Source organism: Microbacterium binotii, assembly GCF_021398715.1.
Taxonomy (GTDB): Bacteria; Actinomycetota; Actinomycetes; order Actinomycetales; family Microbacteriaceae; genus Microbacterium; species Microbacterium binotii_A.
Genome location: NZ_CP090347.1, coordinates 1,562,086 through 1,586,779 on the forward strand (window position 1 = coordinate 1,562,086; position 24,694 = coordinate 1,586,779).

The following is a 24,694-nucleotide window of genomic DNA, read 5'->3' on the forward strand; positions in this document are numbered from 1 at the left end:
TCGACTCTACGCGTCGCGGCTCTTCAGGACGGCGCTCGCGCCCACGAGGCCGACGACGACCCAGACGGCGAGCGTGAGGCTCGCGGCCCAGGGCTCGAGCTGGTTGCTTCCGCCCGAGGTGCCCATCAGAAGCTGCCCCGCGTTCGAGGGCAGGAACCGGGCGGCATCCTGTACCCAGCCCCATCCGGGCAGCGCGGCGAAGAAAGCGGGGACGATGGGCAGGACGAACACGAGTCCCACACCGAGGGCGATCGCTCCCGGACCGTTGCGGAGGATGTAGCCCGTTGCGACGCCGATGATCGCGATGACGGCCATGGTGAGGGCGCCGGCCAGCAGCGGCAGCACGGAGACCTCCGGATTCGAGAAGTCGAGTCCGAGGTCCTTGCGCGCCATGATCGGTGCGGTCGCCGCGGCGGCGATGGCGAAGATGATGACGCTGGACACGAACACGAATCCGGCGACGACCACCGTCTTGGCCAGAAGCGACCCTAGTCGTCCGGGCGCAGCCGTCAGGGTGGAGCGCATCATCCCGGTCGAGTACTCACCGGTGACCTGGATCGCACCCAGGATCACGGCGAGCAGCATCGTGAAAGTCGTCGGAGCGAGGATCACCATCGTGGCCAACGAACCGTCGTCGCCCTGCGGGCCGCCGTCGAAGCTCGTGATCGCCCACGCCATCAGCAGTGAGAAACCGATCGAAAGGACGGCGACGATCGCGATCGACCACCAGGGGGAGCGCAGCGTCAGGAGCTTGAGCGTCTCGCTGCGCACGAGTCGGGGGAAGGAGAGGCGGTACGAAGCCTCCGTCGCGGTGACGCGACGCGCGGGGGTGGTTGTGGTGGCGCTCATGCGATTTCCTTGCTCTTGTACTCGACGGATTCGCCGGTGAGGGCGAGGTAGGCGTCTTCGAGCGAGCCGCTCTGCGGGCTCAGCTCGTGAAGGGGGATGCCGGCAGCCGCCGCGGCGTCGCCGACGGCTTCGGGCAGCGCGCCGACGACGTCGGCGGTTCCGGGCTCGGTCTGCGTGATCTCGACGCCTGCTCCCGAGATGAGGGGGATCAGCTCCGCGAGCCGAGGACTGCGCAGGCGGATGCGGGTGCTCGTCCACTCCGAGACCAGCTGCGAGACGGGCGCGTCCGCAAGCACCCGACCCTTGCCCAGGACGATGATGTGGTCGGCGGTGATCGCCATCTCGCTCATGAGGTGGCTGGAGAGCAGGACCGTGCGCCCTTCGCTCGCGTAGTGACGCACGAACTGTCGCACCCAGCGCACCCCCTCGGGGTCGAGGCCGTTCACCGGCTCGTCGAGGATCAGCGTCTGCGGGTCGCCCAGCAGTGCTGCGGCGATGCCGAGGCGCTGGCCCATACCGAGCGAGAAACCGCCCGCGCGCTTCTTGGCGACCGACTCGAGGCCCGTCAGCGCAATGACCTCGTCGACCCGGGAGGTGGGGATGCCGTGCGTGGCCGCGAGTGCGCGCAGATGGTTGCGTGCCGAGCGGCCGGTGTGCACGGCCTTGGCGTCGAGGAGTACGCCGACCCGGGTGAGGGGGGAACGCATCTTGCGGTAGTCCTCGCCGTCGACGGTCACGTTGCCGTGGGTCGGTCGGTCGAGTCCCACGATCATGCGCATCGTGGTGGACTTTCCGGCGCCGTTGGGTCCGAGGAAGCCGGTGACCTTGCCGGGCTGGACGGTGAAGCTGACATCGGAGACGGCGTGCTTGTCCCCGAACTGCTTGGTGAGGTTCTCTGCGACGATCATGGCTCCACGCTACGAGCCGGCGCCTCGCCGCCGCGTCCCCCTGTGGTACCGATCTGTTCCGGTACGCCTCGTCCCAGAGGCGGAGACGAACGGAACGCCCCGTCGACCGGTGGTCGACGGGGCGTTCCGGATCGGTCGATCAGGCGTCCGCCTCCTGGACGGAGAGGGCGCGCTCCACTCCGGCGAGATTCTCTGCGACCAGACGGCGCAGTGCCGCCGGCGCGTCGCGGTTCTCGATGAGCCAGGTACGCGTCGCGTCGCGCAGCGCGACATCCGCGAGAGGCGCCGGGTACAGGCCGACGATGAGGTAGTTCGCGATCTGGTAGCTGCGCGATTCCCAGACCGGCAGCAGCATGTCGAAGTAGGTCGACACGAACGGGACCAGCAGGTCGCGACCTGCCGGGTGGGTGAAGCCGGCGGCGGCCGAGCGGACGACGGTGTTGGGAAGGTCGTCGGAACCGACCAGCGCGTCCCACGCGGCCCGCTTGGCCTCTGCCGTGGGCAGTGCCGCCTTCGCCTGGGCGGCGAACTCTCCGCCCTTGGCCGTGTTGTCCGCCGCGAGGGCGGCGTCGATGTCCGTCGTGGTGACGAGTCCGCCCGCTGCGAGCGAGACGAGCAGCGCCCAGGACAGGTCGGCGTCGATCTCCAGACCGTCGAGGACGAGCTCGCGCTCGCGGAGGCTCCGCACGCGCGCGAAGTGCTCCGGGGTCGTCGCGGCGGACGCGAACGCGGTCACGAACTGCAGCTGGCTGTCGCTTCCCGCGGCGGCGCCCTGCGCGAGGTCCCAGAGGCCGTCGGCGACGGCGGCACGCGTGGCATCGCGCTTGGCGGGGTCGACATAGGCGTTCGCGGTCAGCTGCAGCTGCGCGAGCGTCGTGCGCACGGTCGTGGACTCGGTCTCGGCGGCGATGTTGCCGAGGACCAGCTGGACGTACTCCGAGGCGGAGGCCTCCGCATCCCGCGTCTGATCCCAGGCGGCGCCCCATACGAGGGAACGGGCGAGCGGGTCGCTGATCTTCGACAGGTGAGCGACGGCTGTGGCCAACGACCGGTCGTCGAGCCGGATCTTCGCGTACGCGAGGTCGTCGTCGTTCAGGAGGATGAGGTCGGGGCGACGGTGGCCCACGAGCTCGGCGACGTCGGTGCGGTCGCCGTCGACGTCGAGCTCGATGTGGTGCACGCGCACGAGGGCGTCGCCCTGCAGGTCGTAGAAGCCGATGCCGAGACGGTGCGGACGGATGGTGGGGTAGTCCGCCGGAGCCGTCTGGATGATGGAGAACTTGCTGATGGTGCCGTCCACGGACTCGTCCACCGCAGGGGTGAGCGTGTTGACGCCGGCCGTCTCCAGCCACTTCTTCGACCAGCCCGACAGATCGCGGCCGCTCGTGGTCTCGAGCTCCGTCAGCAGATCGGGCAGCTCGGTGTTGCCCCACGCGTGCTTCTGGAAGTACGCGGACACGCCGGCGAAGAAGGCCTCGACGCCGACCCACGCGGCGAGCTGCTTCAGGACGGAGCCGCCCTTGGCGTAGGTGATGCCGTCGAAGTTGACCTGGACATCCTCCAGGTCGTTGATCTCCGCGACGACGGGGTGCGTCGAGGGCAGCTGGTCCTGGCGGTAGGCCCAGGACTTCTCCATCGCGTTGAACGTCGTCCATGCCTCGGTCCACTCGGTGGCCTCGGCGGTGGCGATGGTGGATGCCCACTCGGCGAACGACTCGTTCAGCCAGAGGTCGTTCCACCACTTCATGGTGACGAGATCGCCGAACCACATGTGGGCCAGCTCGTGGAGGATCGTGACGACACGACGCTCCTTCACCGCATCCGTGACCTTGCTGCGGAACACGTACGTCTCCGTGAACGTCACGGCGCCCGCGTTCTCCATCGCACCCGCGTTGAACTCCGGCACGAAGAGCTGGTCGTACTTCGCGAACGGATAGGCGACGCCGAACTTCTCCTCGAAGTACGCGAATCCCTGACGGGTCTTCTCGAAGACGTAGTCGGCGTCGAGGTACTGCCACAGGCTCTTGCGCGCGAACACACCCAGCGGGATGACGCGGCCGGACGAGCTGGTGAGCTCGGAGCGGGTGACCTCATAGGGCCCCGCGATGAGCGCCGTGATGTACGACGAGATGCGCGGAGTGGGCTCGAACGTCCACGTCGCGATGCCGTCGCCCGTGGGCGCGGGCTCGGGCGTGGGGGAGTTGGAGACGACCTGCCAGGAGGCGGGAGCGGTGATCGTGAACTGGAAGGTCGCCTTCAGATCGGGCTGCTCGAACACGGCGAACACGCGCCGCGAATCGGGTACCTCGAACTGCGAGTAGAGGTAGACCTCGCCGTCGACCGGGTCGACGAACCGGTGCAGGCCCTCGCCGCTGTTGGTGTACCGCGCGTCGGCGTCGACGGTCAGCACGTTGTGGGCGGCGAGGTTCTCCAGCTGGATGCGGGAGTCCGCGAAGGCGGAGGGGTCGATGTCGACGCCGTTGAGCGTGATCCGGTGCACACGCTCGGCGATGAGGTCGACGAAGGTCGAAGCGCCCTCGGTGGCGGCGAATCGGATGGTGCTGGTCGAGCGGAACAGCTCCGCTCCCGTGGTCAGATCCAGCGCGATCTCGTACGACTCGGTGTCGACGACCGCGCGGCGCTCCTGCGCCTCGATCCGGGTGAGGTTCTCTCCAGGCACTGCGTTTGCTCCCATGGGGTGAGGGTGTGAAAGGCGCGGCATCGCTGCTGGCGACACGGGCGAGACCTCCAGCCTACGGTTTTGCTGCGCATCGGCGGTATCGCTCCGGCTCGATCCGTGCACGGTGCGAGGATGTTGGCGTGACTTCCCCTGAACAGACCCCTCTTCAGACCGAGACGCCCGGCACCCCTGTGCCCTTCGCATCGGCACACGCCGCGAGCGGTCCGCCCTGGGTCGAGCAGCCCACCGCCTACGACGCCGTCCTGCTCGCCGGGTTCGGGGGGCCCGAGGGGCAGGACGACGTCATCCCGTTCCTGCGCAACGTCACCCGCGGGCGCGGTATCCCGGACGAACGTCTGGAGGAGGTGGCGCACCACTATCGCCACTTCGGCGGCGTGAGCCCCATCAACGCGCAGAACCGCGCGCTGAAGGCCGCGCTCGAGGCCGAGATCGCCCGCCGTGGTCTCGCCCTGCCGGTCTACTGGGGAAACCGCAACTGGGGCCCGTACCTGGAGGATGCCGTGCAGGAGGCGGCGGAGGCCGGTCACACGACCCTGCTGGCGGTCGCGACGAGCGCCTACAGCTCGTTCTCCAGCTGTCGCCAGTACCGCGAGGACTTCGCCCGCGTCCTGGACGCGACGAACCTGGGCGGGCAGGTGACGATCGACAAGGTGCGTCAGTTCTTCGACCACCCGGGATTCGTGTCGACGTTCATCGAGGGCGTCAGCGAGGCCGTTTCGGGCTTCCTCGCCGAGGGCGTGCCGGCCGAGCAGATCCGCGTGCTGTTCTCGACGCACTCCATTCCGACCGCCGACGCGCAGCGCTCCGGTCCGCGCGACCGCGACTTCGGCCCCGGCGGCGCCTACGAGGCCCAGCACCTGGCGGTCGCGGAGGTCGTCATGGCGCAGTCGGCACCGGAGATCGGGTGGAAGCTCGTTTACCAGTCGCGTTCGGGTCCCGCATCCCAGCCCTGGCTCGAGCCCGACATCAACGACGAGATCACGGAACTCGCGGCGGCCGGGGTCACGGCCGTGGCGATCGTGCCCCTCGGCTTCGTGAGCGACCACATGGAGGTTCTGTGGGACCTCGACACGGAGGCCATGGAGACGGCGGAGGAGGTCGGCATCCGTGCCGTCCGCACACCGACGCCCGGCATCGATCCCGCATACGTGTCGGGACTCGTGGATCTGATCGAGGAGCGACTCGCCGGTACTCCGGCCGATCAGCGTCCGCACCGGACGTCGCTCGGTCCATGGTTCGACGTGTGCCGCCCCGGTTGCTGCGAGAACATCAGGGCGGGCTTCAAGCCCGCAGCCGCCGGCATCGCCCCGTGAGTGCGGGGCGGGTCCGCGCGTCCCTAGGATGAGCATCATGCGCATCCACATCGCCACGGATCACGCCGGCCTCGAGTTCTCGACGCGCCTGCAGCACCATCTCGCCGAAGCCGGTCACGACGTCGTCGACCACGGGCCCCTGGAATACGACCCGGTCGACGACTATCCGGCGTTCTGCATCCGTGCCGCTCAGGCGGTCGTTCGCGATCAGGCGGCCGGCATCGACACGCTGGGCATCGTGTTCGGCGGCTCCGGCAACGGCGAGCAGATCGCGGCGAACAAGGTCGCGGGAATCCGGGCGGCGCTGGTGTGGAACATCGCGACGGCCGAGCTCGCGCGCGAGCACAACGACGCGAACGTCATCGCGATCGGCGCGCGTCAGCACACGTTCGAGGAGGCGACGACCTTCATCGACCGCTTCATCGCCACGCCGTTCTCGAACGAGGAGCGCCACGTGCGCCGCATCGCGCAGATCGCGGATTTCGAGCGTGACGGGTCCCTTCTTCCCGACCCGCGTGCGGGTGTCGCGCGCCCCGATGTGCTCGACGACGCGTCCAGCAGCTTCGACCCGGAAGCGGGCTGATGCCCGAAGGCCATTCCGTCCATCGGATCGCCCGGCAGTTCGATCGCAACATCGTCGGACACCGGGTCCTCGCGTCGAGCCCGCAGGGTCGCTTCGCGGAAGGGGCGGCGCTGCTGGACAGTCGCGAGGCGCTGTCGGTGCGAGCCGTCGGCAAGCAGATGTTCCTCGAGTTCGAGGGGGATCTGTGGCTGCGGGTGCATCTCGGGATGTACGGTGCCTGGGACTTCTCGGGTGAGATCCTCGTCGACCCGACGATCGCCTCCGCCAACGGTCGGATGGGACAGACCAACCAGCGGGGGACCGATGCGGAGCGCATCGTGGATGCCGCCGGCGAGAACTCGCTGAGCTCGATCGGTGCGCCTCGAAAGGCGCGCGGACACGTGCGCATGTCGGAGCAGACGTCGGGACTCGACGACACCGACGCGACGTGGCCGCCCCCGATCGTCGGTCAGGTGCGGCTGCGGCTGCTGACCGAGGCCACGTGCGCCGACCTGCGCGGGCCCACCGCATGCGAGGTGCTGACGCCCGATCAGGTGCAGGCGGTCATCGCGAAGCTGGGTCCGGATCCCCTCGTCGACGACCTGGCCGAGGGGGAGGAGCGCTTCACCCGCGTCGTCCGGCGCAAGCCCACCCCGATCGGTCTCCTGCTGATGGACCAGAGTGTCGTCAGCGGGATCGGCAACGTCTACCGAGCCGAGCTCCTGTTCCGCGCCCGCCTCGATCCGCACACCCCCGGGCGCGACGTGCCCGAAGAGGTCGTCCGCGGCCTGTGGCGGGACTGGGTGAAGCTGCTGCGCATCGGGGTCGAGACCGGCCAGATGATGACGATGGACGACCTCACCCCCGACGCGTGGCGCCGGGCGATGGCCCATCGCGACGACCGGCACTGGGTCTACCACCGTGCGGGGCTTCCCTGTCGTATCAGCGGCACGTCGATCGTGCTGGAGGAGATGGGCGCACGGAAGCTGTACTGGTGCCCGGTGTGCCAGAAGTGAGGATGCGGTGAGACAGAATCCGAGCTTCGCGATGACCGACGTCGCGGAGATCCGGCGGCTCATCGAGCACAATCCGTGGGCGACCTTCGTCAGCGCGGGGCCCGACGGTCTCGTCGCGTCGCACTACGCGGTGCTGCTCGATGACACGAGGGACGACCTGAGCATCGTGGCGCATGTCGGCAAGCCCGACGACGCCATCCACGCTCTGGGGGAGCGCGAGCTCCTCGTCGTGGTGCAGGGCCCGCACGGCTACGTGTCGCCCGGCTGGTACGGCGACGTGCCGGCGGTGCCCACGTGGAACTTCGTGGCCGCGCATCTGAGCGGCGTTCCCGAGTTGCTCGGCACCGAGGAGAACTTACGGGTGCTCGACCGTCTCGTCGACCGCTTCGAGTCGCCGATGCCGACCCCGCGCCGGATGTGGGATCGTCCGAACGACGCCGAGTTCGTGCGCCGTCTCGAGCGCGGCACGGTCGGTTTCCGGCTCACCCCGAGCGCGGTCGTCGCCAAGCGGAAGCTGAGCCAGAACCGGCCGGCGGAGGTGGTCGATCACATCGTCGACATGCTGCGCGCCGACGGGCCTCACATGAACCCGGCGCTGGCCGACGAGATGGCCCGCGCCCGGCGCGCGCGGCGCGAGGCATGACCCGGCCACGCATCGATGCGGTCGCGGACGTGCGGATCGCGGGACCGGGTGCCGAGCTCCTGCCGGGCGCGGAGGTGTACGACATCGTCCTGCGTGACGGGCGCATCGCCGACATCGCGCCGGCCGGGGCGCTCCGTCTGGGAGGCGCCGTGCATCGCGCGGACGGCGCCTTCGTCATCCCGGGTCTCTGGGATCATCACGTGCACGTGACGCAGTGGGCCTTGGCCGCATTGCGCGAGCCGCTCGGCGACGCGGTCTCGGCGACGGATGCGGCGACCCGGATGGGACGGGTGGCCCCGGGCGTGGACGGTCGGCGCGTGGGCACCGGATTCCGTGACGCGTTCTGGCTCGACGCACCCTCGCTCGAGGTCCTCGACGCGGCGACGGGAGACATCCCGACCTACCTCATCAACGCCGATGTGCACAGCGTTTGGCTCAATTCCGCAGCACTCGCCCGCGAAGGCGTCGCGGCCGACGACGGGGTCCTGCGCGAGGGTCCGGCTTTCGAGATGTCGCGGCGTCTCAATGAGCTCCCCGACGAGATCTCGGATGCTGCGGTGGCGACCATGGCCGCCGCCGCAGCGGCGCGCGGCGTCGTGGGTGTCGTGGACCTCGACATGGTGTGGAACGAGTCCTCATGGCAGCGACGACGTTCGGCAGGGTTCGACCAGCTGCGCGTGGAGTTCGGCGTCTACCCCGACCTCCTCGATCGCGCCATCGCTGCGGGTCTGCGCAGCGGCGACGCGCTGCGCGGCGACGATGACGGTCTCATCACGGTCGGTCCGCTCAAGGCGATCACGGACGGGTCACTCGGCACCCGCACGGCGGCCTGCTCGGTCGCATACGCCGACGGGCCGCATCCGCACGGGCTGCTCACCATTGCACCGGACGATCTGCGGGAGGTCATGACGCGGGCCACGGCGGCGGGCTTCGACTGCGCGATCCACGCGATCGGCGACGACGCACTGCGTCATGCTCTCGACGCGTACGCGGCGACCGGTGCGCACGGCACCATCGAGCATGCGCAGCTCGTGGCTGCCGCCGACATGCCGCGCATGGCTCGACTCGGCGTGACGGCCAGCGTGCAGCCGGAGCACGCCCTCGACGACCGCGATCTGACCGACAGCATCTGGGCGACCCAGACGGCGCGTGCGTATCCGTTGCGCTCACTGTGGGCCGCGGGAGTCGATCTCCGCTTCGGATCGGACGCCCCGGTCTCGCCGCTCGACCCGTGGCGTCAGATCGCTGCTGCCGCCTCCCGCACGCGTGGCGGGCGCGAGCCGTGGGCGCCCGAGGAGACCGTCTCCGTCGACGTCGCCCTCGCCGCATCCACTCATCGCGGCTCCGCGGATCCCGACATGATCGCCGTCGGTCAGCGCGCGGATCTCGCGCTGCTCGCCGCGGACCCGCGGATGGGGGAGCCGACGGCCCTGCGGGACATGGAGGTCGTGGGCACGATCGTCGACGCCCGCGTGACCCACGTGGTCTGAGCGCGATTACGCTCGGGACATGCTCGTCCTGCTCGCCGTCCTCCTGCTCGTCAACGCGGTCTACAACGTCGTGGTCTGGCCGCGCTTCTACGGCCGCGTGGCGAAGGATGCGCGGGCGCGCGACGCCGCGGGACGCCCGACGCGGTTCCTCATCGTCCATGCGGTGCTGATCGGCACCGCCCTCGTCCTGGCCGTCGTGTCGGCGGGCGCCGCGGTGTGGGCGCTCGTGGCGGGCTGAGCGCCTACGCTGTCTCGGTGGCCATCTCGAAGATCCTGCTGTACTACCGGTTCACCCCGATCGTCGATCCCGAGGCCGTGCGTCTGTGGCAGCGCGATCTTTGTGAGCTGCTCGGGCTGCGCGGCCGCATCCTCATCTCGCGGCACGGCATCAACGGCACGGTCGGCGGAGAGCTCGGCGCGGTCAAGACCTACGCGCGCAAGACGCGACAGTACGAGCCCTTCCGCGGACTCGACCTGAAGTGGTCGGAGGGCACCGGGCTGGACCACGAGGGGCGGAGCCTCGACTTCCCGAAGCTCTCGGTGAAGGTGCGCGACGAGATCGTCACCTTCGGCGCTCCCGACGAACTGCGCGTCGACACGGACGGCGTGGTCGGCACCGGTACGCACCTGACACCCGGCGCCGTGCACAGGCTCGTCGAGGAACGCGGCGAGGATGTCGTCTTCTTCGACGGCCGCAACGGGTTCGAGGCCGAGATCGGACGTTTCCGCGGCGCCGTGGTGCCCGACGTCTCCACGACGCGGGAGTTCATCGCGGAACTCGACTCCGGACGATACGACCACCTGAAGGAGAAGCCGATCGTCACGTACTGCACCGGCGGCATCCGGTGCGAGGTGCTCTCGAGCCTGATGACGGCGCGCGGCTTCCAGGAGGTCTACCAGCTCGACGGCGGCATCGTCCGGTACGGCGAGACCTTCGGCAACACCGGGCTCTGGGAAGGGTCGCTCTACGTCTTCGACGGAAGGCAGGCGATGACCTTCGGCGCCGACGCCGAGCACATCGGCCGTTGCACGGGATGCGGCGCACCCACCTCCCGGATGATCGACTGCGCGGTCGTCGGATGCCCCGATCGCGTGGTGCGCTGCGAAGCGTGCGAGGGCAGCACGGCGTGCAGCCATCATCCGGAGCTCGTGGCGGGCTGAACAGAACGCCTGAGAAGATGGAGGGATGTCCTCCACTGACGCCACGCCCTCCCGTTACACCGTTGCGACAGACGGGGCCTGCAAGGGCAACCCGGGGCCGGCGGGCTGGGCGTGGGTGGGTGAGGACGGCCAGTGGGCCGCGGGCTCGCTTCCGAGCGGCACGAACAACATCGGCGAGCTGCTGGGCCTGCTCTACGCGATCCGGGATCACTTCGAGGTGCCCGAGCTCATCGTGCAGGCGGATTCGATGTACGCGATCGACACCTACACGAAGTGGATGGACGGTCATGCGCGTCGCGGTTGGGTGACCTCGGCGAAGAAGCCCACGGCCAACCGCGACATCCTCGAACAACTCATCGAGGTGCGCGACGCGCGGCGCGCGGCCGGACTCCCCGACGTCGTCCTCGAACACGTCCGTGGACACCGAGGACATCGCCTCAACAGCTGGGCGGACGAGCGCGCCGTCCGCGCGTCTCACCACGCTGCGAAGGGCGAGGAGCTCGTGTGGACGTCGCTGCGTGGGCTGGAGCCGCTGGACGTCAGTGTGGACCCGCCACGCAGCGCGGGCGACCGCGCCCGCTGAGCACCCCTCTCGCAGATCCGGCCGACCCGCGCCAGGATGGGACGGTGCACACCGTCGACAACCCGCTGATCGTCGTGGACGCCGTGGCATGGCGCGCGTGGCTCGACGAGCACGAGTACGACGACGAGGGAGTGTGGCTCGTGCTCGCCAAGAAGGGCACGACAGAGCCGACGACCCTCGGCTACGACGGTGCTCTCGACGAGGCGCTGTGCAGCGGGTGGATCGACGGTCAGAAGCGCGGGCGCGATGACGCCACGTTCCTGCAGCGTTACACCCCTCGGCGTCGCGCATCGCTCTGGTCGCAGCGCAACATCACTCTGGTGGCCGCCTTGATCGAGTCCGGACGGATGCGGCCGCGCGGGCAGGCGGAGATCGACCGCGCCAAACACGACGGGCGATGGGAACGCGCGTACGCGGGCTCGGCCACGATCGAGGTGCCCGATGACCTCCTGGCCGCTCTCGCCGCCCAGCCCGCGGCGGCGGAGCTGTTCGCGCGCCTGGACGCGACGAACCGCTACGCGATCCTGCACCGGGTGGTGACGGCGACGCCGTCGGCGCGGGCGGGGCGGGTCGCGCGGCTCGTGGGGATGCTCGCCGAGGGGAAGACGCCGCATCCGCTCGGGGAGCCGCGTGGCTCCCGGCTCACGTAGGCTCGGATCATGCTCGCAACCGTCATCCACGCCGCCCGTGACATCCGCGTCGAAGAGGTCCCGCGACCGCAGCTGTCCACGGGGCGCGATGCGATCGTCCGCGTCGTCGCCGCATGCGTGTGCGGTTCGGATCTGTGGCCCTACCGAGGCGTGACGCCCACGGAGCGTCCCCACCGCATCGGTCATGAGTTCGTCGGTGTCGTCGAGGAGGTCGGTGACGCCGTCGAGAACGTCCGCGCCGGCGACTTCGTCATCGCGCCCTTCTACGTGTGCGACGGTACCTGCGTCAACTGCCGCAACGGCGTCAGTACCTCCTGCCTCAACGGCGGATGGTGGGGCAGCGATGTGCGCGAGGACGGCTTCGCCGATGGCGGTCAGGGCGAGTTCGTGCGCGTGCCCCTCGCCGACGGCACCCTCGCCGTGGTTCCGGGTCCGGTGGAGCCCGACGAGATCCCGGGGCTGTTGACGCTGAGCGATGTCATGGGCACGGGCCACCACGCCGCGGTGTCGGCAGGAGTCGGCGCCGGCGACAGCGTGGCCGTCGTCGGCGACGGAGCCGTCGGCCTGTGTGCGGTCATCGCCGCGAAGCGACTGGGCGCCACGACGATCATCGCGATGTCGCGCCACCCCGAACGGCAGGCGCTGGCCCGCGAGTTCGGCGCGACGCACATCGTGGCCGAGCGCGGCGAGGAGGGCATCGAGAAGGTGCGCGAACTGACCGGCGGCATCGGCGCCGATCGCGTCCTCGAGTGCGTCGGCACGAAGGAGTCGATGGACCAGGCCCTGCGCTCGACACGCCCGGGCGGGATGGTCGGCTACGTGGGTGTCCCGAACGGCGGACCCGAGCTGCCCGTACGCACCATGTTCGGGTCGAACGTGGGTGTCAACGGCGGTGTGGCACCGGTGCGCGGTTACATCGAGGAGCTACTGCCCGACGTCCGGTCGGGCGCGATCCGACCCGGCCTCGTGTTCGATCTCGAACTCCCGCTTCGTGAGGCGGCCGATGCCTATGCCGCCATGGACGAGCGCCGGGCGACGAAGGTGCTGCTGCGTCCGTGAGCCGACGCGTGGTGCGCCCGGTGGGCGGGGGAGTGAGCGAGTCGGTGGCGACAGGAGACGAGACGATGGCTCAAGCAGAGGCGACGACCTGGCTTCTCATCGACGGCGAGAACATCGATGCCACCCTGGGCGGCTCGATCCTGGGTCGCCGCCCGCAGCCCGACGAGCGTCCGCGCTGGGACCGCCTCCTGGCCTTCGTCGAGCGCACCTGGGGAGGGCACGCGCGCGGGCTCTTCTTCCTGAACGCGTCGACGAACCTGCCGATGACCTTCGTCCAGGCTCTGACGGCGCTCGGCTTCGAGCCGATCCCGCTGTCGGGCCCTGCGGACGCGAAGGTCGTCGACATCGCGATCCAGCGCACGCTGCGGGCGCTGCGTGGGCGCGACGACGACGTGGTGCTCGTCAGCCACGATGGCGACTTCGTGGAGGATCTCGCACCTCTCGCCGACGGAGGGCGGCGAGTGGGAGTGCTCGCATTCAACGAGTTCCGCAACACCGGTTACGCGGCGATCGGCGGAATCACCTTCTTCGACATCGAGTACGACGCGCAGGCGTTCGACGCGCCCCTGCCCCGCATCCGCGTGATTCCGATCGACGAGTTCGACCCCACGCAGTTCCTGCGCTAGTGAAGATCGCGTCGGGTCAGAGCGACAGCTGGTAGTGGATGAACCCGCTGCGCGTCGCGACCTGGTCGTACAGTGCCCGCGCGCGGACGTTGGTCTCCGCCGTCAGCCAGTAGACCTTGGTGCAGCCCGCATCCTTCGCCCAGTTCCGAACGTGGCCGATGAGCGATCGGCCCGCGCCGGAGCCGCGTGCGTCAGGGGAGACGAAGAGGTCCTCGAGGTAGCAGTAATCGTCCCTGGACCAGGTCGCCTGATGCGTCAGCCAATGCACGAGTCCGACCGCGCGACCGTCCTGCCAGGCGATCGCGCCGTCGAGCCCGGATGAGGGATCGATGATGCGATCGAAGGCGTATTGGGTGACGTCGTCGGTGAGTTCGGTCTCGTAGAACGACAGGTATCCCTGCCAGAGCTCGAGCCAGGCGGCGAGGTCTTCGGTGCGGACGGCGCGGATCTCCAGCATCCGACCAGCCTAGAGCCGGCCCGGCGGAACGACGCGTTCATCGGACCGCGCGCGTCCGCCTGGCCGACATATGTCAGAGAGCATCTTGCCCGTCAACGAATGTTCTCGCTAACATGCAGGCGTCGCCCACCGGACAAACGTCGTTCGGTCCCGCGGCCCCCGCGGCGGGGCCTGGGTACGGCGGCTGATCACGGCGCCCGGACGGCGACGCGATGCGGCGCGATGATGCGCGGAAGGGGAGACATCCAGTGACGATCATGAACCCGAGAAAGCATGCAGGACGCCTCCTGACCCGAGCGGCAGCACTGACCGCCGCTGTCGCGACCACCGTGTCCGGCGCGGTCGTGAGCACGGCGGCGAGAGCCGCGGATGACGACCCCTGGTCGGGCCAGGGGAAGAGCTTCACGTCGACTCAGACCACGGAGAGCACGTTCACGAACGCCATCATCGGATCCGATGTCCCCGACGTCGCAACGATCCGTGTGCCCGCCGGCACCGCAGGCGCCAGCCGGGACACGTACTACATGATCTCGACGACCATGGAGCTCACCCCCGGCGCCCCCATTCTGCGTTCCTACGATCTCGTGAACTGGGAGATCGTCAACTACGTCTACGACGTGATGGAGATCACCGACACCAACGCGTTGCGCAACGGCTACAGCGCGTACGGCCAGGGTCAATGGGCCAGCACTCTGCGCTATCACGACGGGACGTTCTATGCGCTGATGAACAGCAACAACAACGGTCATGCGTACCTCTTCACGACCACCGACATCGAGAAGGGGCAGTGGGAGAAGCACAGCTACAACCGCAGCTTCCACGATCCGAACATCTTCTTCGACGGCGACACCCCGTACATCGTCTATGGGAGCTCGTCGATGCAGATCGCCCAGATGAGTCCGGATCTGCACAGCGTCATCAGCGACAGCGTCGCGGCGACCACGACCACCGCCATCAACAACACTGGTCTGAGCACCTCGGAGGCCATGGGCGGCGGTTGGGAGGGGAACCAGGTCGAGTACATCAACGGGTACTACTACGTCCTCGGCATCGCCTGGGGAAAGTACGGACGCCAGGCCATCGTGCTGCGTTCGAAGAGCCTGCTCGGCGCGGCGGCCTCCGATCCGTACGAGGTGCGTGTCGCCGTCGGCTCCAACCTCGTCGCGCAGGGCGGGTTCATCGGCACGGGCGACTCCGCCACGCCACAGTGGGCGTTGCTCTTCGGCGATGACTACCCGACCGGCCGCGTTCCTGTCCTCGTGCCTGTCGCGTGGGATACCGCCGACAAGGATGCGTGGCCTGTGTTCGGAACCGGCGTCTACGGAAGCTCCCAGGTGCCGCTGCCCGGCACGCAGCCGATGCCGGTCACCCTGAGCGCCCCAGAGCGGCGCAAGGCCGAGTCTGCGAGCGTCGTGACCTCCGATCGCTTCGAGAACGACGCCCCGTCTCGAGACTTCGGCAACCCCAACGTCCCGGCGCCCGAGGTCGTTGTGCCGGAGTCCCGTGGCGAGCACATCTCGAACGGGACGATCGAGGGTGGTACGACGGCGTGGCAGTCGCTGGGCGGGACGACGCTCGGGCTCGGCTACTCGACGCGCCATCAGGGGGCGATGTCGCTGAAGGTGAACGGTCGCGCGACGGATGCTGCCGGCGCGTCGCAGACGGTGACGACTCTCCAGCGCGGGGCCACATACGCGGTCTCCGCGTGGGTGCACTATCGCGACGCCGGTGTGGATCCGGCGAACTTCGCGCTCACTCTCAGCGACACGAACGGCCACTCCTATGTGATGGCGCAGGCCAGTGTGCCGAAAGGCTCGGCCTCGGCCGCGACGACCTTCGTGCAGGTCTCCGGTGAGTTCACCATTCCCGCGGAGCTGGACGTCGCCGACGCGAAGGTCTCGATCGTGACCGTCGACTCGGCCACCGTGCCCGATATCTTCTTCGTCGACGATGTCTCGATGGTCGGAGCGCGAGCGGTCCCTGATCACTACACGGCCGAAGAGGGCGCCGACAACGGCTCCCACCTGGCACTCCCCTGGCAGTGGGGGCACAACGCAGACAACAGGTACTGGTCGCTGACCGATCGCGACGGCTGGTTGCGTCTCACGAACGGACGCGTCCTGACCGGCAAGGCGAACAAGCAGTATCAACTGACGTACTTCGAGGAGGCGCGCAACACCCTCTCGCAGCGCACGTTCGCCCCGGCCTCGTCCGCGCAGACCCGGCTCGATTTCGGTGCGCTCAACGATGGAGACGTCTCGGGGCTCGCCGTCTACAACCGGCAGGTGAGCTACATCGGGGTGACCAAGGAGAACGGGCAGTTCACGCTCGGCGTCGTCAACCGACCGGTGCGCGACTACACCGACCAGGAGTCGATCGCGACAGCGGAGGACTTCGTCGCCAGTGTGGCCGTTCCGGCCGGAACGAGCACGGTGCTGTTGAAGGCCGACCTGAACATGCGGAAGTCCGGTGCGGATCGCAACACCGTCCGGTTCCTCTACAGCTGGGACGGCGTCACCTGGAACACCCTCGGGGGAGCTCAACCGAAGCGCGCGTCGTGGGAGTCCAAGCACTTCAAGGGTCAGCGCTTCGGCCTGTTCAGCTACGCGAAGCAGACGACCGGCGGGCATGCCGACTTCGACTACTTCTACCTCTCCGACGTGTTGAGCGCCGACGGAGTCGCCGTGGACACGAGCGACCTCGACTGGCTCATCCGGGAGGCGTCCGGTTTGGACCGCCGCGACTACACCGATGCATCGTGGGCGAGCATGGCGGCGGCGCTCACGTGGGCCACGTCCGTCGCGAGCCCGACGACGCAGAACGAGGTCGATGCTCCGGCTCAGGCCCTGAATCGCGCGATCGCCGATCTCGAGGAGTTGCCCGCGGTGGTCCCGGTCGTCTCGGCGGACGTGACATCGGACGCCGCTCAGGTCTCGGGCTGGTATCCCGCGGCGGTGTCGGTCGCCCTGGCGCTCAACGAGCGGGCGAAGGCCGACATCCAGTACCGGATCGACGGCGGCAGCTGGTCGGACTACCAGGACGAGGTGGTGGTCTCCGAGTCCGGAGCCCACACCGTCGACTACCGCGCCAGCGTTGCGGGCGAGCCGGTCGCGGAGTCGGGAGGCGCCGCATCCTTCTCCATCGACGTCGACGCTCCTGTCACGACGGCCTCCGTGGACACCGAGGCGCGCACTGTGCGTCTGACCGCCGTCGACGCGCACGCGGGAATCGACCGGATCGAGTATCGGATCGGTGACGCGGGGGCGTGGTCGCGTCTGGACGGCGTGGTCACGGTCGGCGACGGCGAGAGCGACGTCGGATATCGAGCGGTGGACATCGTCGGAAACATCGAGACCGCACGGACGGCGAGAGTGCCCGCCGTGCAGGAACCGTCCCCGAGCCCGTCGCCGACCTCGACGCGACCCACCGCCCAGACGGGTGTCGTCGCTCCGTCTGCCGACGACCTGACCGCGGAGCGACGGGGCGCGGTCACCGGCCCGGCGACAGTGCGACGGGGCGAGACGCTGACGTTGACGCTCGGGGATGTTCAGCCTGGCACCGAGGTTCATGTCTGGCTGTTCTCGACACCGACCTACCTCGGGAAGGCGACGGTGGGCGCGGCGAGGACAGTCACGGTCAGCGTGCCCGGAGCGGTGAGCCTAGGAGCGCATCGCGCGGCTGTCGCCGGCGCCGACGGTTCCGTCATCGGCTGGACGCCCGTCACCGTGACGGCATCGGACGGCTCCCTCGCCGTGACCGGGCGAGATGCGGCCGGAGCTGCGGCGATCCTGCTCACCGCCGTCGTCCTGTTCGCGATCGGCGCTGTTCTCGTGTGGCGTCGTCGGCGGACCGGGCGCACGACCCCGTCGTCGTAGCGGCCGACCTTCCCCCTGTCGCGAAGAAGGGGGCCCCGCTATGCAGCAGGGGATGCCGTCCACAGGGCGGCGTCCCCTGCGCGTTCGGTGCCGGGGCCGCGTACGGGCCGCCTGGGGTGACGTCTCCTCGGCTCAGGGGCGCGAAATGCGTCGGAAGGTCAGGTGCGTGACACCGTCCGGCGCCGATTCGCTCGTCGCCTCGTAGTCCGCCTCCCAGCCGCGAAGGTCGTCCCAGAGGCGGATGCCGTCGCCGAGGATGATGGGGGAGATGCCCACGTGGAGGTCATCGACGAGCCCCGCGCGCAGGAATTGCCGTGCTGTCCTGGCACCCCCGCCGATCCGCACGTCCGCACCGCCCGCGGCCTCGATCGCCCGGGCGAGGACCGCTGCCGGCGAATCGCGGACGAAGTGGAAGACCGTGCCGTTCGCCATCTCGATCGTCGGGCGCTCGCGATGCGTGAGCACGAAGACGGGAACCTCGAAGGGCGGTTCGTCCTCCCACCAACCGCGCCACTCCGGGTCGTCGCCATGTAGATGAAGGCCGAACATCCCCGCGCCCATGATCTCGGCGCCGATGCCCTCGAAGTAGCGCGCGGCGTACGCGTCGTCGACACCCGAGGTCCCCGCTCCGCTCTCATCGTGCAGCACGCGGCGTCGGAACGTCCGCGTCGCGACGTAGGCGGCGGTGAGTCGTCCCCAGTCCTCGCCGAAGGGGTTCTCCTCCGTCTGGTCGGTCGTGGTGGCGAATCCGTCGAGGGAGATGTTGAGGTCGAGGCGTACGCGGGTCACACTCGAGGATCCGGCCCACCGGGGGCGAGTGTCAACATCCGGCGCGGCGACGGGTGTCGGCCCGAGCGGGTGCGCGTGCTTGCCGGTCGAGCGGATGCGGGGCACGATGATTCCGGCGGCGCGCGTACGCCGGAGGGGGTGCAGCATGGTGCGTCGGGTGCGCGGAGCGTTCCGACGCGCCTTCAGCACGTGCGCGGATGCGGTCTCCGGTGGTGCTTTCCTGACGCGGTGGAGCGCGCTTCTGTCCTTCATCGTGGCCAGCACGGTCAGCGTTCCGACGATCGCCGATGCGACGTTGAAGGGCTACATCGCCGCCGTGCTGGTCGGTGCTCTGGGCTGGGTCGTGCTCTCGATCATCGTGTTGCCTGCGGCTGCCGCCGAGCGTCGGCTGACTTCTCCTCGCGCGCGGGCGTTGGTGGTTCTGACGGCATTGATCGTCGCCGCGATCGTGCGCACACCCGTCAACAACACCGTGAGTGTGTTGCTGTGGAACACGTCTACAGCGGGGGCATGGGGTCCGCGAACTCTCACCAACGTCGTCACGACCCTCGTGGTCTTCGGCATCGTGGGAGTCGCGACGACGCAGTTCGCGCGACGCCGTCTTGTCGCACAGCGGTTGGCGGCCGTGCTGGAGCTGATGCGTCGCCGCCTGGAGCGTGCTCAGGAACGCGCGACCCAGAGCCACGATCTCCTCGTCGAGACGGTGAGCGAGCTTCGCGCCCGGCGGAACGCGATGCTGGCGGGTGGCGTCGATTTCGACACCGTGCGGGCTTACGCGATGCAGGTGCGGGACGCGAGCCATCGATTGGCCCAGCTGGCTGAGGACGAGGGGCCCGCCCCGGACCCGCTCGCCACCGACAGCAACGCCGTCCCCGCGGGCCGGTCGCCGTTGGCGCTGATTCCCACACCGTGGCTCATCGTCGCGCTCGTCTACAACATCGCGTCCCTCCCGTTTGCGTTCACGGCTGGACCGCCTACGGTGGTCGGCATCGGCTACCTCGGCGTGTGCCTGCTCGACATCGTCGCGGGAGCGGTGACCCGTGTCCCGCGTCTGCGCGGGACGACACCCGGATCCGTGCGGCCTGGCGTGTTCATCGTGACGTGGCTGCTGGCCGGGATCGGCGTCGCGCTCCTGACGTTCACTCTCTTTCCCGACGTCAGAATGCTCAGCGTGGTCGGCGTCGTGGCCATTCCCGCCGCAGCGCTGACGTTGTCGCTGTGCGTGGACGCGATGCGTCGGGTGCGCTCCGCCGAATACCGCTCGGCCCGGGTGCTGGCGCGCGTGGCGCAGCGCGTGGCGGCGAGCGACGCCCGGACGAGCGAGCGGCTCTCCCGCGCGTCGAACCTGCTCCATGGCCGTGTGCAGGGCAGGTGCGTGATCCTCGCGGCCCAGGCCGACGACGGGTCGCCGCTCACGGAGGAGACGAGGGTGTTCCGTGACCAGACCGACGAGGCCTTCGACGCGATCCTCGACCCCCGGCCGAACCCTGACGGTGCGCCGACGCCGGGGATCGCCGGATCCGTCGAGGGCCTCCTGTCCGCCTGGAGCGGTGTCGTCACGACCGTGCTCGAGGTCGATGCCGCGGGGAGGCTCGCCCTGACCGATCGCGCGACGGCGGAGCGAGCGATCGACGCGGTCAACGAGGCCCTTGTGAACGCCGTGAAGCACTCGTCGGCACGCGTCGCCGCCGTCGCGATCTCCGGGATGGCCGACGGCCGGGTGCATGTCCGGGTCTCGTCGCGTGGTGCTCTCGCCGCATCCGCTCGACGTTCCGCCGGGCTCGGGACGAGAGCGGCGGGGATCGCCATCAGCCAGCAGGGCGAGGACGTCGTGCTGGAGTCGATCCTGCCCGCCGCAGGCTGACCGCGCCGCCTGTTCTCCCACGTCCTCCCGTCGAGGGAGTAGTCCTTCACCGAGAGAGCACCCGATGGCATGCTCGCTCGGTGAAAGGATGCTCGTTCGACGGTCGCCGGCGCGCAGGAGCGGGTGCTCAGGCCGGAATCGAGGACTTCCAGCCCAGCGCGGGCGCGACGTACTTCGCGAACGATTCGACGACGCGCAGGTTGAACTCCACGCCGAGTTGGCTCGGGATGGTGAGCATCAACGTGTCGGCGGACTGGATCGCCGCGTCCTGAAGCAGCTGCTCCACGAGCACGTCGGGCTCAGCGGCGTACGTCTTGCCGAACGTCGAGCGCATGCCGTCGATGATGCCGATCTGATCGCCGCCCTGCGAACCGCCGAAGTACATGGCGTCCTCGGCCGTGGTGATCGGGAAGATGCTGCGGCTGACCGAGACCCGCGGCGTGCCCGCATGACCCGCCTCGCGCCACGCGGCCCGGAACGCGTCGATCTGCTGTGCCTGCAGAAGATCGAAGGGCGTGCCGTCGGCCTCGGTGAGCAGCGTCGAGGACATGAGGTTGACACCGACGCGTCCCGCCCACTCGGCGGTGTCGCGGTTGCCGGCCCCCCACCACACCCGGGAGCGGAGCCCGGGGGAGTGCGGTTCGATCGCCTGCATCCCGGTCCCGCCGCCGAAGGGACTGTTCGCGTCGCGCTCGGCGAGTGGCTCGCCGTCGATCGCACGCAGGAACAGCTCGAAGTGACGGCGCGCGATGTCGGCGCCCCGGGGATCTTCGGATCCCGTGTAGCCGAACGTCTCGTAGCCGCGCACCACCGACTCGGGTGAGCCGCGGCTGACGCCGAGCGCGAGTCGGCCGTCGCTCATCAGGTCGACAGCCGCGGCCTCCTCGGCCAGGTAGAGAGGGTTCTCGTAGCGCATGTCGATCACGCCGGTCCCCATCTCGATGCGGGAGGTGCGTGCGGCGATCGCGGCGAGAAGCGGCATGGGCGAGGCCTGCTGACGCGCGAAGTGGTGCACCCGGAAGTAGACGCCGTCGACGCCGAGCTCATCCATGCCCACCGCGAGATCGATCGCCTGCAGCATCGAGTCGCGTGCGGTGAGGATGCGTCCGCCGCCGAGAGGGCCGTAGTGCCCGAAGGACAGTGTTCCGAAGCGTTCCATATCGTCCACAACCATACGGAACGAGAAAGCATTCCGATGAATCGATCTCGTTCCTCTCAGCGGTCATCACCCGGCTGTCTCGTGCGGGGACACGGCCCCGCATCGACGTAGGCAGGTTCTGCGCCGCGGTCGTACGCCAGCCGACTGAGCACGTTCCGCGGGCGGTGCCCGGTGGCTACGCTGGCGCCATGACAACCCTCGTGCTCACCGTCGTCGGCGTCGATCGCGCGGGCATCGTGTCCGCCGTCGCCGAGGTGATCAGCGCGCACGGCGGCAACTGGGAGAACAGCGAGCTCGCGGAACTGGCAGGTACCTTCGCCGGCGTCGTCCAGGTCGACGTCGCTCCATCCCGTGCCGACGCGTTGCGAAACGCGCTGGGCGCACTGGACGGGTTGGCGAGCATCGTGGTCGTCACGCCCGGCAGCCCTCTCACAGCGCGCAGCCAACTCGCCATCCGCGTCATCGGCAACGACCGTGTCGGAATCGTGCGCGAGGTGAGCAGCGCGCTGGGCGAGCGTGGCGTCAACGTCGTCCGGATGACGACGCACACGCAGGACGCCGCGATGTCCGGCGGTCGACTGTTCCAGGCGGAGATCCTGGCTGCAGCCCCGGTCGATACGCCCGCCGCAGAGATCGTGGCGGCTCTCGAGTCGATCGCCGCGGACATCCAGGTGGAGGCGACGGTCATCCAGGCCGGATGACGGCGGCTCAGTCGCCCTGAATCGCCTCGGACGACTGATCGGGAGCGAGGACACCGGATGTCGGCTGCTCCGACTCCTCCGTGGGCGGTGTCGGGGTCGGTGTCGGCGTCGTCGTCGGTTCGGGCGACGGTGTGGGGTCGGTCGTCGGCGACGGCGAAGGCTCCGGAGTCGGCGCGGGGGCTGCCGGCGGCACCGGAGCAGGAGCCGGGACGGGAGCGGGCTGCGGAACACGCCCGACAACGGGTGGGGTGCCGCGCTCGCGCCGGGGCTGTGTCGGGGCCGCGTCGTCCTGTGCGGGAGGCTCTGAGACCGTGGTCGGCTCCGTGCCGATCGCGGCCTCCAGGGACGCGGGAGCGTTCAATGCGACCGGGGGCAGCCCACGGTCGGTGCTGGCCGCGCGCGGCGAGGTCGCGGCGTCGGCGCCGGTGAGAGCGAACGCGCTCAGGCATGAGAGCACGAGCGCACCTGCCGACGCGACCATCGCGGTCACGAGCGGTCGGGGCGCGGGCATAGAAGAGGTCCTTCGGTGGATCTACCGGTGTTCGGGGTCCTTCCATCATTCTCCGGACGTGAGGAGACGTCAACGCGTGGCGACGTGACGGTGGGAGCCGCGACAGCCGGATGGCCCGGTCACCCGTCGAAAACATCGATGCGGTATATCGCTCGATCGTGCAAGCCCGGCCCGCATGTCGCGTTCGCTTCGTACGCTGGACACATGGCAGAACATCACGCAGATCACCGCGCCGAAGCGAAGCGAGAGAACGCGGGTCGTATCCCCTCGATCGCCCTCAACTCGGGACACGACATCCCCCAGCTCGGATACGGCGTCTTCAAAGTCGACCCCGCCCAGACGGAGAGATTCGTCTCCGAAGCCCTCGAGCTCGGGTATCGGCACATCGACACCGCCGCGATCTACGGCAATGAAGAAGGTGTCGGACGAGCTATCGCGGCCAGCGGCATCCCCCGTGACGAGCTGTTCATCACGACGAAGCTCTGGAACGACCGGCAGGCAGGCTCCCAGCCGAAGCAGGCTCTCGAGGAGAGTCTCACCAAGCTCGGACTCGACCATGTCGATCTGTACCTGGTGCACTGGCCTGCGCCGGCGAACGACAACTATGTGCACGCCTGGGAGCAGCTCGTCTCGTTCAACGAAGCCGGCCTCGCCCGTTCCGTCGGCGTCTCCAACCATCTCGTCGAGCACCTCGAACGGCTCGTCGCGGCGACCGGCAAGGTGCCCGCCGTCAATCAGATCGAGCTGCACCCGGCGTACCAGCAGCGCGAGGTCGTCGCCTGGGCGAAGGAGAACGGTGTGCACATCGAGGCATGGGGACCGCTCGGGCAGGGCAAGTACGACCTGTTCGGCACCCCTGCGATCCATGATGCCGCCGCCTCTCATGGCAAGACGCCCGCTCAGGTCGTCCTGCGCTGGCACCTGCAGGTCGGCAACATCGTGTTCCCCAAGACGGTCAATCGTGACCGGATGGCGGAGAACCTCGATCTGTTCGACTTCGAGCTCTCCGCCGACGAGGTCGCCGCGATCACCGATCTCGACCCGGGTGACGGGTCCGGTCGTGTCGGGACGCATCCGAACGACCTGAACTGACGCGGACGAGAGGGATGGGCATGCTCGATGCCTGTCCCTCTCCCGTGCCGGCAGCAAGGGATGCGGCGGGCGTGTGCGCGCCGCATCCGCCCGCATCAGGCCTGCGTCGTGGCGCTCTCGCGACGCGGGAGCACCCAGCCCCGACGAGGGAAGTGACAGGTGTAGCCGTTCGGGATGCGCTGCAGGTAGTCCTGGTGCTCAGGCTCCGCCTCCCAGAACGGGCCCGCCGGCTCGATCGTCGTCACGGCCTTGCCCGGCCACAGCCCCGAAGCGTCCACATCCGCGATGGTGTCGCGGGCCATCTCCTCCTGCTGCTCGCTGAGGGGGAAGATGGCCGAGCGGTAGCTCGTGCCGATGTCGTTGCCCTGACGGTTCAGGGTCGACGGGTCGTGGATCTGGAAGAAGAACGCGAGGATGTCGCGATAGGTGGTCTTGGTGGGGTCGAAGACGATCTCGACGGCCTCGGCGTGACCCGGGTGGTTGCGGTAGGTCGCGTGATCGTTCTGCCCGCCCGTGTAGCCCACGCGCGTGTCGAGAACGCCGGGCTGACGACGGATGAGGTCCTCCATACCCCAGAAGCACCCGCCCGCGAGCACGGCGGTCTCGGTGCCGGGGATCTGCGTGATGGTTCCGTTGTCGGTGGTCATGCTGACTGCTCCTTGTCGGACGGATCGTCGCCGCGTGA

At 69.1% G+C, this 24,694-nt stretch carries 23 protein-coding genes; 15 read left to right on the forward strand and 8 right to left on the reverse strand.

Annotation, left to right across the window (positions count from 1 at the left end):
• Positions 1-6 precede the first annotated feature (6 nt).
• The 3 genes from LXM64_RS07885 to pepN all read right to left on the reverse strand — a co-directional run bounded on the left by LXM64_RS07885 (position 7) and on the right by pepN (position 4,437).
• Entirely contained in the window at positions 7-849 is an 843-nt protein-coding gene (locus LXM64_RS07885; protein WP_234075344.1) for an ABC transporter permease, read from the reverse strand.
• Complete coding sequence (locus tag LXM64_RS07890) at positions 846-1,757, reverse strand: ABC transporter ATP-binding protein (RefSeq protein ID WP_137417097.1); 912 nt, start codon at positions 1,755-1,757, stop codon at positions 846-848. The genes LXM64_RS07885 and LXM64_RS07890 overlap by 4 nt, the downstream gene beginning before the upstream one ends.
• A gap of 139 nt (positions 1,758-1,896) precedes the next feature.
• Complete coding sequence (pepN, locus tag LXM64_RS07895; protein ID WP_234075428.1) at positions 1,897-4,437, reverse strand: aminopeptidase N; 2,541 nt, start codon at positions 4,435-4,437, stop codon at positions 1,897-1,899.
• A 140-nt stretch (positions 4,438-4,577) separates the two neighbouring features.
• Here pepN and LXM64_RS07900 point away from each other — a divergent pair, with 140 nt between their 5' ends.
• The 11 genes from LXM64_RS07900 to LXM64_RS07950 all read left to right on the forward strand — a co-directional run bounded on the left by LXM64_RS07900 (position 4,578) and on the right by LXM64_RS07950 (position 13,561).
• Positions 4,578-5,771: a ferrochelatase gene (locus LXM64_RS07900; RefSeq protein WP_419144861.1), complete on the forward strand. Its 1,194-nt coding sequence runs from the start codon at positions 4,578-4,580 to the stop codon at positions 5,769-5,771.
• A gap of 37 nt (positions 5,772-5,808) precedes the next feature.
• Positions 5,809-6,354 (forward strand): ribose-5-phosphate isomerase, encoded by a 546-nt coding sequence (locus tag LXM64_RS07905; protein WP_234075345.1) that lies wholly within the window; start codon positions 5,809-5,811, stop codon positions 6,352-6,354.
• Positions 6,354-7,349 carry an Fpg/Nei family DNA glycosylase gene (locus tag LXM64_RS07910; RefSeq protein ID WP_234075346.1) on the forward strand — a complete coding sequence of 332 codons (996 nt, stop codon included), beginning with the start codon at positions 6,354-6,356 and terminating at the stop codon, positions 7,347-7,349. Before LXM64_RS07905 ends, LXM64_RS07910 begins: the two co-directional genes overlap by 1 nt.
• Before the next feature lie 7 nt (positions 7,350-7,356).
• The gene (locus tag LXM64_RS07915) at positions 7,357-7,992 is read left to right on the forward strand and encodes an FMN-binding negative transcriptional regulator (protein ID WP_234075347.1); all 636 of its coding nucleotides are present in this window, start codon (positions 7,357-7,359) and stop codon (positions 7,990-7,992) included.
• Positions 7,989-9,482: an amidohydrolase gene (locus LXM64_RS07920; protein ID WP_234075348.1), complete on the forward strand. Its 1,494-nt coding sequence runs from the start codon at positions 7,989-7,991 to the stop codon at positions 9,480-9,482. Before LXM64_RS07915 ends, LXM64_RS07920 begins: the two co-directional genes overlap by 4 nt.
• 19 nt (positions 9,483-9,501) lie before the next feature.
• Positions 9,502-9,720 (forward strand): SCO4848 family membrane protein, encoded by a 219-nt coding sequence (locus tag LXM64_RS07925; protein WP_234075349.1) that lies wholly within the window; start codon positions 9,502-9,504, stop codon positions 9,718-9,720.
• Between the two features lie 17 nt (positions 9,721-9,737).
• Entirely contained in the window at positions 9,738-10,643 is a 906-nt protein-coding gene (locus LXM64_RS07930; protein WP_234075350.1) for a rhodanese-related sulfurtransferase, read from the forward strand.
• 25 nt (positions 10,644-10,668) lie between these two features.
• Positions 10,669-11,226, forward strand: coding sequence for a ribonuclease H family protein (locus LXM64_RS07935; RefSeq protein WP_234075351.1), 558 nt, complete (start codon positions 10,669-10,671; stop codon positions 11,224-11,226).
• A 44-nt stretch (positions 11,227-11,270) separates the two neighbouring features.
• Entirely contained in the window at positions 11,271-11,876 is a 606-nt protein-coding gene (locus tag LXM64_RS07940; protein WP_234075352.1) for a YdeI/OmpD-associated family protein, read from the forward strand.
• Between the two features lie 9 nt (positions 11,877-11,885).
• On the forward strand, positions 11,886-12,935 hold the full coding sequence (locus LXM64_RS07945) for a zinc-dependent alcohol dehydrogenase family protein (protein ID WP_234075353.1): 1,050 nt from the start codon (positions 11,886-11,888) through the stop codon (positions 12,933-12,935).
• A 65-nt stretch (positions 12,936-13,000) separates the two neighbouring features.
• Positions 13,001-13,561 carry an NYN domain-containing protein gene (locus tag LXM64_RS07950; RefSeq protein WP_234075430.1) on the forward strand — a complete coding sequence of 187 codons (561 nt, stop codon included), beginning with the start codon at positions 13,001-13,003 and terminating at the stop codon, positions 13,559-13,561.
• A gap of 16 nt (positions 13,562-13,577) precedes the next feature.
• On the opposite strand, the gene LXM64_RS07955 is transcribed toward LXM64_RS07950, so the two are convergent.
• Complete coding sequence (locus LXM64_RS07955) at positions 13,578-14,018, reverse strand: GNAT family N-acetyltransferase (protein ID WP_234075354.1); 441 nt, start codon at positions 14,016-14,018, stop codon at positions 13,578-13,580.
• A 257-nt stretch (positions 14,019-14,275) separates the two neighbouring features.
• Here LXM64_RS07955 and LXM64_RS07960 point away from each other — a divergent pair, with 257 nt between their 5' ends.
• Positions 14,276-17,893: a family 43 glycosylhydrolase gene (locus LXM64_RS07960; protein WP_234075355.1), complete on the forward strand. Its 3,618-nt coding sequence runs from the start codon at positions 14,276-14,278 to the stop codon at positions 17,891-17,893.
• A 132-nt stretch (positions 17,894-18,025) separates the two neighbouring features.
• Here LXM64_RS07960 and LXM64_RS07965 read toward each other — a convergent pair whose 3' ends face one another.
• Positions 18,026-18,682 carry a dihydrofolate reductase family protein gene (locus LXM64_RS07965; RefSeq protein ID WP_234075431.1) on the reverse strand — a complete coding sequence of 219 codons (657 nt, stop codon included), beginning with the start codon at positions 18,680-18,682 and terminating at the stop codon, positions 18,026-18,028.
• A 145-nt stretch (positions 18,683-18,827) separates the two neighbouring features.
• Here LXM64_RS07965 and LXM64_RS07970 point away from each other — a divergent pair, with 145 nt between their 5' ends.
• Positions 18,828-20,546: a hypothetical protein gene (locus LXM64_RS07970; RefSeq protein ID WP_234075356.1), complete on the forward strand. Its 1,719-nt coding sequence runs from the start codon at positions 18,828-18,830 to the stop codon at positions 20,544-20,546.
• A gap of 127 nt (positions 20,547-20,673) precedes the next feature.
• Here LXM64_RS07970 and LXM64_RS07975 read toward each other — a convergent pair whose 3' ends face one another.
• Positions 20,674-21,705 (reverse strand): LLM class flavin-dependent oxidoreductase, encoded by a 1,032-nt coding sequence (locus tag LXM64_RS07975; RefSeq protein WP_234075432.1) that lies wholly within the window; start codon positions 21,703-21,705, stop codon positions 20,674-20,676.
• 188 nt (positions 21,706-21,893) lie between these two features.
• On the opposite strand from LXM64_RS07975, the gene LXM64_RS07980 reads away from it, so the two are divergent.
• On the forward strand, positions 21,894-22,406 hold the full coding sequence (locus tag LXM64_RS07980; protein WP_234075357.1) for a glycine cleavage system protein R: 513 nt from the start codon (positions 21,894-21,896) through the stop codon (positions 22,404-22,406).
• A gap of 7 nt (positions 22,407-22,413) precedes the next feature.
• Here LXM64_RS07980 and LXM64_RS07985 read toward each other — a convergent pair whose 3' ends face one another.
• Positions 22,414-22,917: a hypothetical protein gene (locus LXM64_RS07985; RefSeq protein ID WP_234075358.1), complete on the reverse strand. Its 504-nt coding sequence runs from the start codon at positions 22,915-22,917 to the stop codon at positions 22,414-22,416.
• 204 nt (positions 22,918-23,121) lie between these two features.
• Here LXM64_RS07985 and LXM64_RS07990 point away from each other — a divergent pair, with 204 nt between their 5' ends.
• Positions 23,122-24,009: an aldo/keto reductase gene (locus LXM64_RS07990; protein WP_234075359.1), complete on the forward strand. Its 888-nt coding sequence runs from the start codon at positions 23,122-23,124 to the stop codon at positions 24,007-24,009.
• 95 nt (positions 24,010-24,104) lie between these two features.
• Here LXM64_RS07990 and msrA read toward each other — a convergent pair whose 3' ends face one another.
• Positions 24,105-24,656, reverse strand: a complete 552-nt coding sequence (gene msrA, locus LXM64_RS07995) for a peptide-methionine (S)-S-oxide reductase MsrA (protein ID WP_234075360.1) — start codon at positions 24,654-24,656, stop codon at positions 24,105-24,107.
• Positions 24,657-24,694 lie beyond the last annotated feature (38 nt).

What these genes read in the sequence shown, in the direction of transcription:
- LXM64_RS07885 (WP_234075344.1), bottom strand. Translation starts at nt 849, where the DNA reads ATGAGCGCCACCACAACCACCCCCGCGCGTCGCGTCACCGCGACGGAG.
- LXM64_RS07890 (WP_137417097.1), bottom strand. Translation starts at nt 1,757, where the DNA reads ATGATCGTCGCAGAGAACCTCACCAAGCAGTTCGGGGACAAGCACGCC.
- LXM64_RS07905 (WP_234075345.1), top strand. Translation starts at nt 5,809, where the DNA reads ATGCGCATCCACATCGCCACGGATCACGCCGGCCTCGAGTTCTCGACG.
- LXM64_RS07910 (WP_234075346.1), top strand. Translation starts at nt 6,354, where the DNA reads ATGCCCGAAGGCCATTCCGTCCATCGGATCGCCCGGCAGTTCGATCGC.
- LXM64_RS07920 (WP_234075348.1), top strand. Translation starts at nt 7,989, where the DNA reads ATGACCCGGCCACGCATCGATGCGGTCGCGGACGTGCGGATCGCGGGA.
- LXM64_RS07925 (WP_234075349.1), top strand. Translation starts at nt 9,502, where the DNA reads ATGCTCGTCCTGCTCGCCGTCCTCCTGCTCGTCAACGCGGTCTACAAC.
- LXM64_RS07935 (WP_234075351.1), top strand. Translation starts at nt 10,669, where the DNA reads ATGTCCTCCACTGACGCCACGCCCTCCCGTTACACCGTTGCGACAGAC.
- LXM64_RS07945 (WP_234075353.1), top strand. Translation starts at nt 11,886, where the DNA reads ATGCTCGCAACCGTCATCCACGCCGCCCGTGACATCCGCGTCGAAGAG.
- LXM64_RS07950 (WP_234075430.1), top strand. Translation starts at nt 13,001, where the DNA reads ATGGCTCAAGCAGAGGCGACGACCTGGCTTCTCATCGACGGCGAGAAC.
- LXM64_RS07955 (WP_234075354.1), bottom strand. Translation starts at nt 14,018, where the DNA reads ATGCTGGAGATCCGCGCCGTCCGCACCGAAGACCTCGCCGCCTGGCTC.
- LXM64_RS07960 (WP_234075355.1), top strand. Translation starts at nt 14,276, where the DNA reads ATGAACCCGAGAAAGCATGCAGGACGCCTCCTGACCCGAGCGGCAGCA.
- LXM64_RS07970 (WP_234075356.1), top strand. Translation starts at nt 18,828, where the DNA reads ATGGTGCGTCGGGTGCGCGGAGCGTTCCGACGCGCCTTCAGCACGTGC.
- LXM64_RS07975 (WP_234075432.1), bottom strand. Translation starts at nt 21,705, where the DNA reads ATGGAACGCTTCGGAACACTGTCCTTCGGGCACTACGGCCCTCTCGGC.
- LXM64_RS07980 (WP_234075357.1), top strand. Translation starts at nt 21,894, where the DNA reads ATGACAACCCTCGTGCTCACCGTCGTCGGCGTCGATCGCGCGGGCATC.
- LXM64_RS07985 (WP_234075358.1), bottom strand. Translation starts at nt 22,917, where the DNA reads ATGCCCGCGCCCCGACCGCTCGTGACCGCGATGGTCGCGTCGGCAGGT.
- LXM64_RS07990 (WP_234075359.1), top strand. Translation starts at nt 23,122, where the DNA reads ATGGCAGAACATCACGCAGATCACCGCGCCGAAGCGAAGCGAGAGAAC.
- msrA (WP_234075360.1), bottom strand. Translation starts at nt 24,656, where the DNA reads ATGACCACCGACAACGGAACCATCACGCAGATCCCCGGCACCGAGACC.